The 10,625-nt window shown below is 44.5% G+C and carries 10 protein-coding genes; 7 read left to right on the plus strand and 3 right to left on the minus strand.

Going from position 1 to position 10,625, the window contains the following annotated elements; genetic code table 11:
• Nucleotides 1–200 precede the first annotated feature (200 nt).
• The gene (gene nth / locus Q0386_RS07800; protein ID WP_299029438.1) at nucleotides 201–836 is read right to left on the minus strand and encodes an endonuclease III; all 636 of its coding nucleotides are present in this window, start codon (nucleotides 834–836) and stop codon (nucleotides 201–203) included.
• Between the two features lie 109 nt (nucleotides 837–945).
• Here nth and Q0386_RS07805 point away from each other — a divergent pair, with 109 nt between their 5' ends.
• The 7 genes from Q0386_RS07805 (at nucleotide 946) to Q0386_RS07835 (ending at nucleotide 8,388) form a co-directional block, all read left to right on the plus strand.
• Nucleotides 946–1,758: a peptidylprolyl isomerase gene (locus Q0386_RS07805; protein ID WP_299029440.1), complete on the plus strand. Its 813-nt coding sequence runs from the start codon at nucleotides 946–948 to the stop codon at nucleotides 1,756–1,758.
• Nucleotides 1,759–1,768: 10 nt separating this feature from the next.
• A complete protein-coding gene (fbaA, locus tag Q0386_RS07810; protein WP_299029443.1) occupies nucleotides 1,769–2,833 on the plus strand; it encodes a class II fructose-bisphosphate aldolase in 1,065 nt (354 codons plus the stop codon).
• Nucleotides 2,834–2,841: 8 nt separating this feature from the next.
• The gene (locus tag Q0386_RS07815; RefSeq protein WP_299029445.1) at nucleotides 2,842–4,179 is read left to right on the plus strand and encodes a MotA/TolQ/ExbB proton channel family protein; all 1,338 of its coding nucleotides are present in this window, start codon (nucleotides 2,842–2,844) and stop codon (nucleotides 4,177–4,179) included.
• The gene (locus tag Q0386_RS07820) at nucleotides 4,166–5,233 is read left to right on the plus strand and encodes an OmpA family protein (protein WP_299029448.1); all 1,068 of its coding nucleotides are present in this window, start codon (nucleotides 4,166–4,168) and stop codon (nucleotides 5,231–5,233) included. The genes Q0386_RS07815 and Q0386_RS07820 overlap by 14 nt, the downstream gene beginning before the upstream one ends.
• Nucleotides 5,234–5,273: 40 nt before the next feature.
• The gene (locus Q0386_RS07825) at nucleotides 5,274–6,422 is read left to right on the plus strand and encodes a 1-aminocyclopropane-1-carboxylate deaminase (protein WP_299029450.1); all 1,149 of its coding nucleotides are present in this window, start codon (nucleotides 5,274–5,276) and stop codon (nucleotides 6,420–6,422) included.
• The gene (gene hisD, locus Q0386_RS07830) at nucleotides 6,419–7,714 is read left to right on the plus strand and encodes a histidinol dehydrogenase (RefSeq protein ID WP_299029453.1); all 1,296 of its coding nucleotides are present in this window, start codon (nucleotides 6,419–6,421) and stop codon (nucleotides 7,712–7,714) included. Before Q0386_RS07825 ends, hisD begins: the two co-directional genes overlap by 4 nt.
• A 296-nt stretch (nucleotides 7,715–8,010) precedes the next feature.
• Nucleotides 8,011–8,388 carry a hypothetical protein gene (locus tag Q0386_RS07835; RefSeq protein WP_299029456.1) on the plus strand — a complete coding sequence of 126 codons (378 nt, stop codon included), beginning with the start codon at nucleotides 8,011–8,013 and terminating at the stop codon, nucleotides 8,386–8,388.
• Nucleotides 8,389–8,625: 237 nt separating this feature from the next.
• On the opposite strand, the gene Q0386_RS07840 is transcribed toward Q0386_RS07835, so the two are convergent.
• A complete protein-coding gene (locus tag Q0386_RS07840) occupies nucleotides 8,626–9,114 on the minus strand; it encodes an ankyrin repeat domain-containing protein (RefSeq protein ID WP_298791423.1) in 489 nt (162 codons plus the stop codon).
• Complete coding sequence (locus Q0386_RS07845; protein WP_299029459.1) at nucleotides 9,111–10,547, minus strand: catalase; 1,437 nt, start codon at nucleotides 10,545–10,547, stop codon at nucleotides 9,111–9,113. Before Q0386_RS07845 ends, Q0386_RS07840 begins: the two co-directional genes overlap by 4 nt.
• Nucleotides 10,548–10,625 lie beyond the last annotated feature (78 nt).

Genomic DNA, 10,625 nt, shown 5'->3' on the forward strand with positions numbered 1-10,625 from the left:
TGATTAAAATTTTCTGCACAACTTTCAAAATCATCTCGCGATACTTAGCCCTGGCTTCTTGCATTCAAATTTGATTTTAAAATTTGCAGTGATTTTTATAAAATACATCTCATAATAAACGTAGTTGTCAAAAATCAAAATTTTAAAATTCCGTCAAATTTAAGTGCGTAAATTTAAGCCCACATTTGTAGGCTAAAATTTTAAGGAAAATTCTTATCTTTACTGCTACACAGCTCGTTTAAAAAGCACTCTTTGCAGTTTGGCTTTATCGCTTTACAGGTGTAGCGACCAAAAAGCACCATCGCTTGATGAAGCGTGTTCAGCTGCGTTTTAAAGGCTTTGGTTAGATCAAGCTCGACGGCTTCGGGTGTCTTACCCCTACTAAGACCAAGCCTATGCGCCACGCGAAAGACGTGCGTATCCACCGCCATCAAATTTGACCCAAAATGCTCGATCAGCACGACGTGAGCGGTCTTTTGACCCACTCCAGCTAGACTCATCAGCTCTTTTTCGGTCGTTGGTATCTCGCCGTCAAATTCGCTCATCACGCTCTTTGCCATCTTGATCAAATTTTCTGCTTTGTTATTAAAAAAGCTACAGGAATTTATGAGCGTTTTGACGCTTCCGAGATTTGCCTGTGCTAGGCTCGCGACGTCCGGGTATGCTTCAAAAAGCGAGGGCGTGATTAAATTTACGCGTTTATCGGTGCATTGCGCGCTTAACATCACGCATACTAGCAGCTCGTAGAGGCTGCGAAATTTAAGCTCGCTGCCCGCGTCTTTGAAATTTTCCAAAAATAAATTTTTGATAGCGTTTATATCTTTTTTCGTTCTCATAGCGCCGATTTTAGCCGTTTTTATTTAAATTTTCGATGAATTATAACTTATATTTAATGACTTTCCTGCTATAATCACCCTCGCAAAAATCTAAATTTAAGGAACAAAGATGAATAAAATTTTATTCGCATCTCTTAGTTTGGCTGCGGCTCTAAGCCTAAGTGCGGCGGAGTACGCCACCGTAAATGGAACAAAAGTAACCGATAAGGACGTAGCTTTCACGCTTGCTGCGATGCCTGGCGTAACGCTAGAGCAACTACCTAAAGACACGCAAAGAAAGGTTATCGACGAAACAATCAACAGAAAACTGCTTCTAGACGAGGCTAAAAAGAGCGGACTAGACAAGAGCGACGAATACAAAGCTGCGCTTGAAGAGCTAAAAAATAACCTTGTGCTTGATCTTTGGATGAAGAGAATTTTCGACAATATCAAAGTTAGCGAAGGCGAAATCAGCGACTTTTATAACAAAAATAAAGCCGAATTTGCCGTGCCTGCACAAGTAAGAGCCAAACATATCCTAGTGGCTACTGAAAAAGACGCAAACGACATAATAGCTGCGCTAAAAGGCCTAAAAGGCGACGAGCTGGTTAAAAAATTCGAAGAGCTAGCAAAATCTAAATCTACCGATCAAGGCTCTGCGGCTAACGGCGGCGAACTAGGATGGTTTGGTCAATCTCAAATGGTAAAACCTTTCGCGGACGCTGCATTCGCGCTTAAAAAAGGCGAAGTAACTCAAAAACCCGTTAAATCAAATTTCGGCTACCACGTAATCCTAAAAGAGGATAGCAAGGCTGCCGGCACCGTAGGTCTAAACGAGGTTAAACCTCAAATCGAGGGCAACATAAAGATGGAGAAATTTAGAAACGATATCAGAAAAAGAGGCGACGAGCTTCGCTCAAAAGCTAAAGTAGAATATAAATAAGGTCGATAAAATGGGTGTTTTAGACGTAGTAAAAGCCGGCGTTTTAAGCGGCGATGACGTAACTAGGCTGTATAAATACGCAAAGGAGCAGGGCTTTGCCATACCTGCGGTAAACGTGGTCGGAAGCGACTCGGTAAATGCCGTTTTAGAGGCGGCAAAGACGGCTAACTCACCCGTTATCATCCAGTTTAGTAACGGCGGGGCCGGCTTTTATGCCGGCAAAGCTTGCGGGAACGCCGATGTACTAGGCGCAGTAGCAGGTGCACAGCACGTGCACCTGCTAGCTAAGGCTTACGGCGTGCCCGTGATCCTACACACCGATCACGCGGCTAGAAAGCTACTGCCTTGGATCGACGAGCTGGTTAAATTTGGCCGCGAATACAAAAAAGCTCACGGCGTGCCGCTTTTTAGTTCGCATATGCTTGATCTTAGCGAAGAGAGCTTGGAAGAAAATTTAAGAACTTGCGAGAAGTATCTAAAAGAGCTTAGCGAGCTTGGTATCAGTCTAGAGATCGAGCTTGGCGTAACCGGCGGCGAAGAGGATGGCGTGGATAATACGGGTGTTGATAACGCGCTTTTATATACGCAGCCAGAAGACGTCGCGCAGGCATACGAGCGACTAAGTAAAATCAGCGATAGATTTAGCATAGCGGCAAGCTTTGGCAACGTTCACGGCGTGTATAAGCCAGGCAATGTCGTGTTGCGACCGGAAATTTTGAAAAATTCGCAAGCATACGTTGCGGATAAATTTCAAACTCTAACTGATAAGCCCGTAAATTTCGTCTTTCACGGCGGTAGCGGTAGCGAGCTAAAGGATATCAAAGATGCCGTCAGCTACGGCGTAGTAAAGATGAACATCGACACCGATACGCAGTGGGCGTTTTGGGACGGCGTGAGAGCGTACGAGCTAAAAAACAGAGCCTATCTACAAGGTCAAATCGGCAACCCTGAAGGCGACGACAAACCGAACAAAAAGTACTACGATCCGCGCAAATGGCTACGAAGCGGCGAGGAGTCGATGGTAAAACGCCTGCTAACTGCATTTGAAGATTTAAACTGCTTAAATAGAAATTAAGGCTTACAATGGAACCCAAAAAAGAAGCGAGAAACGATAATTTCACCGATTTGGCGTTGCCTGAGGTAAAAGGCAGGCAATCTTTTTTCGTGTATACGAAAATTATATTTTTGCCGACGGCGATATATCTCGTCGCGCTTCTTGGATATTTGGGGTATATAGATTTTCAAATCGGCCTACACACGGTCGTTATGATGGGTATTATTTGGGTGATTTCGCTAATCTTTGCTAAAAATAGCGCCGAGCTTGCTTGCTGCTATTTCGAGCAAAGCGGGGCTGATTTTAAGCGAAATTTAAAAGAATACATCATCAAACACCTTTTGGTTATCGGTAAGGATACGAAATCAAACGCCGGATTTGATGAATTTGTCGCCTACTACACTAGAAATTTACGTAACGAAAATTTTGCTTCCGTGGGTGCGGGCATCTTTCCGATGCTGGGTATTTTGGGAACATTTATCAGTATCGCGGTTTCTATGCCGGAGTTTAATTCTTCAAATACTACCGAGCTCGAAACTGAAATTTCAACCCTTCTTAGCGGCGTGGCGACTGCGTTTTACGTCTCTATTTACGGTATTTTTCTAGCGCTTTGGTGGATATTTTTTGAAAAATACGGAACGAGCAAATTTGAAACGCTGGTGCGAAGACAAAAAAACGCTACGAGCGGTTTTTTCTGGACGAAAGAGGAGCTTGATAGAAGATATTTGCAAGAGAATTTAAGACACTTTGAAAAGATCGGAGTGATCTTTGAGCATGTTAGTAACGCCGAGTTCTTTGAGGAGCTCGACAAGACTATCGAGGCTAAATTTAAAACTTTTACAAATATCTTGAAAAACGAGGAAGAAGCTGTCAAGCTAAGTGGCGAACACATCAAGCAAACGATGAATACGCTGCTAAAATCCTCGAAAGATCAAAAAGATCTTATCAAAGTCCATGCCGAAATCTTGAACGTTATCAATAAATTTAACGGTAACATAAAAGATATGCAACTAAAATTTGCCGAGCAGTACAACCGTCTCTATGATGTGGGCGGCGAGCGTATCGCAAGGCTCGAAAAGAGCGTGGGCGAACTAGAGTATAATGTAAAAAATTTCAGTGAGTCTCTTTCTAAATTTAGTAGTGAAATCTTAGAAAAACAAAAACTTGCAATGGATGGCTTTAAAGAGAGCTTGATTGACGGCGTCCAGGCATTTAAAAAGGCTTTTGACGACGAAGCAATCGAGGCTTATGATGATAATAGCGCGCTCATTGAAGGGCTAAAGCAAGACATCGACGAGCTTGATAAAGAGGCGAATGAGATCTTGCAAACCATCGAAAAGGCGAGTATGCTAGATGAAAACGCGTAACGAGAACAAAAGCGGAGACCAGACCTTTTGGATATCGTATGCGGACCTGATGGCCGGGCTGATGTTTGTTTTTATGCTCATCATCGGCGCCGTCGTCGTAAAATACGTCCTTAGCCAAAGCGATCTGGCAAAACTACAAAAAGACTTAAGCGAGCGTGAAAAGCAAATCGCCTCGTCGCAAAACGAGCTCGTCCGTAAAGAAAACGTCATAAAAGAAATTTTTTCAAATTTGGACCGTGCAAAGAGCGAAAATAAAGAGCTTGCCGACATAAACAGGCTCGTAAACGAGATGCTTGAAGGCGTCAAAAAAGAGAAAAACGAACTCACGAATCTAACCCAAACCTACGAGATAAATCTAAACGATGCGAATAAAACTATCGCGGATTTGCAGGATAGAGTGCTACAGCTGGGGCAAATTTTAGCGCAAAAAGACGAGGCGCTAAATGAACTAAACGCAAAATACGGCGATGAAGTCTCAAGATATGCCGCGCTGGAAGAGGATTTTAATAAAACAAAAGACAAGATAAAAGACATCAGTTCGCTTCGTTCAAACGTCATATCAAATTTACGCGCTAAGCTTGGAAACAAGGTTAGCATAGATCCAAGCTCCGGCGTCGTGTCGCTACCCGAGTCTATACTTTTTGACACGGGCTCGTACGAGCTAAGAGACGAGGCAAAGGCACGTCTAAAGGAAATTTTACAGACTTATTTCGAGGCGATTTTAAATAACAAAGAGATCGCAAAACACATCGATAGAATCGTGATCGAGGGGCATACGAACTCTGTTGGTAGCTATATGTACAACCTTGATCTATCGCAAAAGCGCGCGTATTCGGTGCTAGATTTTATCTACTCGTGGAACAAGGATAAGCGCCTAGAGCACTATCTCATCGCTAGCGGGCGCAGTTTTAGCGATCTGGTGATGAAAAACGGCAAAGAAGACCCCGACGCCTCCAGGCGCATCGAGATCAAATTTTCGATCTCGGATAAAGAGTCGATGAAAGAGATGCAAGATCTCTTGGAGCGGCAAAATCAAAAGTATTCAAAAGACTAAATTTAACGGACTCGATTTTTACGTACTTCGCGACGATCTGATGGACGGCGAATTTAACGGCAACAAGGCTAGAAAGCTAGAGTATTTCCTGCATGCTGGCCTAGGCGGCATAAAGCGCGTCGTTAGCTACGGCTCTAGCCAGTCAAACGCGATGTATAGCCTAAGCGTTTTTGCGAAGATGAAGGGGCTAGAGTTTCACTACGTCGTTTCAAATTTAAACTCAAATTTAGCGGCAAATCCAGTCGGAAATTTTAAATTCGCCCTTGAAAACGGAATGAAAATCTACATAGATAAAGATAGACGGGTACGGGCTAGGGCTCTAGCTTACGAACTATCCGGCCTAAAAGAGGGCGAGATTTACGGCGATGAGGCTGTAAATTTGACGGATGCTTCTGATAGAAACGGGTTAAATTTAAAGGATACGGGCGGGTCAAATTTGAGCAACTTTGACGAACGGTTCGGTTTTACGGATATAAATTTAAATGCAAAAAATATGTCAAATTTGCAAGCTGAAGTCGAGCCGAATTTACAAAATCTAGGCAGAGAAAATTTGAACAAATTTGACGAACAAGCAGAGCTCGAGAGCGCAAATTTCAGCGAATGCAAAAGCCATAAAAACTCAAATTTTAAAAAATCAGCAGACCAAACAAGCTCAAATTTATCCGCCGTGCAGGATTGCTTCATCGGCGATTCGCTTTTTATAAATGAGGGCGTTTGGCAGCCGCAGGCGGAGACGGGTTTTATCTCGCAGGCTAGGCAGATAGAACGCTGGGCGGATGCGGAGGGTAAAACCGTGGATATATTTTTGCCTTCAGGCACGGGCACGTCGGCGGCGTTTTTGGCTAAGCATGTCAAATTTGACGTTTTTACCTGTCCTTGCGTGGGCGACGCAGACTACCTAAAAAGCGAGATCGAGGCGCTGACGCCAAACTCGAAGGTGCGCATTTTGCAGCCGCCCAAAAAATATCATTTCGGCGATCTAAAGCCGGAGCTTTATCAAATTTGGCGCGAAGTATGCGAGCAAACGGGGATAGAGTTTGAGCTCATTTACGACCCCGTGGGCTTTTTAACGATGATGGCAAACATGGGTGTGTTTAAAAACGAGATTTTATACATCCACCAAGGCGGCGCGCTCGGAAATATCAGTCAAAAACTAAGATACGAAAGAAAATTTAAGGAGACGAGATGAAGTTTTTACTCACTAGCAACGAAAATTTTAAGGACTATTTTGCGGCTTTGGTAAACCGCTCAAACGGCGATATGAGCGCGGTTATGCCTGCCGTTTCGCAGATACTGGATGACGTGCGCGCTAGAGGCGACGAGGCACTCTTTGAGCAGATAGAGAAATTTGACCGCTGGAAACCCGACGCAAATAGCCTAAAAATCGGCACTGAAGAGATGCAAAAGGCGTATGACAGCATAGATAGCTGCCTGCGAAATGCGTTAAATTTAGCCTTTGAGCGCATAAAAAGCTACCACGAAAAAAGTCTGCCAAAAACCTGGATGGAGCACGACGAACACGGCGTTTTGCTAGGCGCCAAGTACACTCCGCTAGACCGCGCGGGACTATATATCCCAGGAGGCAAGGCCGCCTATCCTAGCTCGCTTCTCATGAACGCGGTCCCGGCTCTAGTTGCGGGAGTTGGAGAGATCGCAGTCTGCACGCCTGCCGTCGGGGGCAAGGTAAATACGCTGCTTCTAGCCGCCATGCATATCTGCGGCATCAAGGAGGCCTATAAAGTCGGCGGCGCCTCGGCGGTTGCGGCGATGGCCTACGGCACGCAAACGATCAAAAAAACCGACGTCATCACGGGTCCTGGCAACATATACGTCGCGACGGCTAAAAAGCTCGTCTACGGCGAAGTAAATATCGATATGATCGCGGGCCCTAGCGAGATCTGCGTCATCGCCGACGAGAGCGCAGACCCTCGCCACATCGCCGTGGATCTACTCTCGCAGGCCGAGCACGACGAGATGGCCAGCGCCGTGCTCATCACGCCCAACCAAGCCTTCGGCGCGGCGGTGCAAAGGCATATAAACGAGGAAATCAAGACTCTAGCTAGGCAGCCCATCGCGCAGGTTAGTATCGATAAAAAGGGCGCTATCATCGTAGCTAGCGACCTGGATGAGTGCGTGAGGTTGGCTAACGAGCTAGCGCCCGAGCATTTAGAGATCGCGACAAACGACGCGATGGAGCTAGCTAGGCAGATCAGGCACGCGGGCGCGATATTTATCGGGCATTTTACGCCCGAAGCTATGGGCGACTATCTAGCCGGGCCGAACCATACGTTGCCAACTGGCGGTAGCGCGAGGTTTTATTCGCCTCTCGGGGTTGAAAATTTTATGAAGCGCACCTCGCTCATCTCGCTAAATGCAAAAGGCATAAGCGAGCTGGGAAATGCGTGCATGAAGCTAGCTGATGCCGAGGGGCTCGGAGCGCATAGAAGGTCTGTCGCGGTTAGACTTGAGGCTCTTAAGTGATTTTAGGGCATTGTCTCTTGGACGCTTTTTGAAGGGCTAGTAAAAATAAATACTCACGGACGACCGGTCCGCTCTGTTTTATTTTTACGTCGCAACTTCAAAAATCGCCTCAAGATATAACGCCTTTTTGTTGAAAATTTATGGTTTTTTGACGAAATTTGATAAGAACGTTCAAAAATACTCAAAAACTCTTTGCCGCAAGTTTGTCGTGCGAAATTTGAGTTAAACCAGCGCAGTTTATAAAAATAGGCGTGCGGCGGCACAATTTAAATTTATAAAGACTTTACGGGATGAAAATGGATTTTGAAAATTTTAGCTGGGCTGATGACGAGATGCTTGCTTTTTTGTCCGCTTTAGGCGACGAGTGGCGTGCGAATGACGGCGGAGCGGAGTTTATAGGGCAAAATTTTAGTTTTATCGGCTCAAAGCCGGTTTTGCAAAATTTAAAAGACTACGAAACGATCGATTACAAAAATTTTACCGATATTAAGTATTTTATAAGCTCAAATCCAAACATCCAAAGTAAAATTTTAAGCGCGGATATAAGCTACGTCGGCGACAATATAAGTAGTATAGGAGTCAAATTTACGCCCGAGTATTTTTACGATTTTTTAAAATTTACGGTTGAAAACATCCCGGAGCATCGCTATTTTTGCGCTCCTGAAGCGGGCTAGATTTTACTCGTCGCGATGGAGGGATATGTAGAATTTGCTATTCTAAATTAACGGACTCGCTAGATTTAGTCTGCCTATAAGCTTGCGTAATCGCCGCAAGCCAGCCTTGCTCGGGGTGCTTAAATTGTGTAAATTTGAAAAATACGTTATCACCGTCTATCTTGAGCTACTCGCACTAAAGTTTCTAAACTCCGCCTCAAATCAGGCGGAGTTTATAAGGTTGTAAATAAGTCAAATTTAGGCGATTTTTGCACTCTTGTTGCTAAAAATTTCTAAAAACTTAACCGCTAGTTTTTGAAATATATTTTCTTTTTTACGTTTGCTAAGTAAAAATTTTGCCGTTTCGCTTCTGCCAAACATCACCGCAAAAGCCCAAGGCGTCATACCCAGACCATTATTTGCTTCGATATCGGCCCCAGCGTTAACTAGCGCTTTTACTACATCTAAGTGCCCCTTAAACGCAGCGCCCGCAAGCGGAGTTTGCCCGCGGTCGTTGCGTTCATCTACTCTAGCGCCGTTTGAGAGTAGCATATTTACGGTATTTAGAGCATTGTTGTAGCTAGCCAGCATCAAAAGCGTATCGCCTTTGGCTGATTTTAAATTTACGCTAAGCCCCGCCTTTATCATCTTTTCTAGCTCGTCTGCTTCGTCTTGCCTCGCAAAATCAAGTGCCATGGCGCAAAGTTCGCTATATCTTTGCTCTTCAGCTTGCGTTAAATTTGTCAAATTTTAGCCTTTAGAGCTGCTCTGACGCCGTTTGCGTACTCTGGCGAGATTTGCTCAAAGTGACCTATCGCGCGCTCTTTTATCACTTCGCTCACGCCAGCCATACTCTCTGCGATATTGCTAAAAAGCTGTGATTTTTGGCTATCGTTCATTAGTGCAAAAAGCGCTCTAGGTTGCGAGTAATAATCCTGATCCTCGGCTCTATGGTCGTATCTTTGCATTGCGCCTTCTAAATTTATATCAGGCTCTAGCAGGCTTCTATCTTCTTTGCCGCCGCCAAAGCTGTTTGGCTCATAGTAGGCCTTGTCGTCGAGTTCATACATTCCGTTATTCATCGCACCGCCCACGACGTAGGTGTTTATTTCGCTTATCGGACGATTTACGCTTAGCTGCGCGTAGTGCGTGCCTATGCGGTATCTTTGAGCGTCTGGATAGCTAAAGATTCTGGCTTGAAGCATTTTATCGGGGCTAAAGCTGATACCAGGGACTATATTTGACGGACTAAATGCGGCTTGCTCTACTTCGTTGAAGTAATTTTTAGGGTTTTCATTTAGCGTCATGACGCCAACGTCGATAAGCGGAAATTCCTTATGAGACCATGTTTTGGTTAGGTCAAATGGGTTAAATTTGACGCTTTTTGCTTGATCTTGGGTCATTATTTGGATTTTAAAATCCCAACTTGGAAAATCTCCTTTTTCTATGCTTTCAAAGAGGTCTTTTTGGTTGCTCTCCCTGTCTTTTGCGATTATTTGCGCGGCTTCATCGTTGGTTAAATTTTTAATGCCTTGACGAGTTTTAAAGTGAAATTTGACCCAAAATCTCTCGTTTTTGTCATTTATAAAGCTATAGGTGTGGCTGCCAAATCCATGCATATGGCGGTAGCTAGCAGGTATGCCGCGGTCGCTCATTAAAATCGTAACTTGGTGCATAGTTTCAGGGCTTAAGCTCCAAAAATCCCAAGCGGCTTCGTTTGAGCGTAGATGCGTGCGCGGGTCGCGTTTTTGAGTATGGATGAAATCTGGGAATTTATACGGGTCTTTGATGAAAAAAATCGGAGTGTTGTTTCCGACTAAGTCCCAGTTACCCTCTTTTGTGTAAAATTTAATCGCAAAGCCCCTTACGTCGCGCTCGGCATCAGCCGCTCCGGCCTCTCCGGCTACGGTAGAAAATCTCAGGAACAGTCTCGTTTTCTCGCCTTTTTGCAAGACATTTGCTTTCGTATAGCGCGAGATATCGTGCGTGATCTCTAGCGTACCGTACGCAGCGCTACCTTTTGCATGGACGGCTCTTTCCGGGATGCGTTCTCTGTTTTGGTGGGCTAGTTTTTCAAGTAGTTGATAATCTTGTAGCATTATGCCGCCGCGACTACCCGCAGTAAGCGAGTTTTGATTGTCGGCTATCGGATTGCCTGAAGTGGTGGTTAGTTTTTTCATATTTTTCCTTTTTAATAAAAATTGTTATTTCGGAATTATACTTATTTAGAATAAAATTTTTCTTAAATAATAAAAATT

The sequence above is a fragment of the uncultured Campylobacter sp. genome (assembly GCF_938045625.1).
Lineage (GTDB): Bacteria > Campylobacterota > Campylobacteria > Campylobacterales > Campylobacteraceae > Campylobacter_A.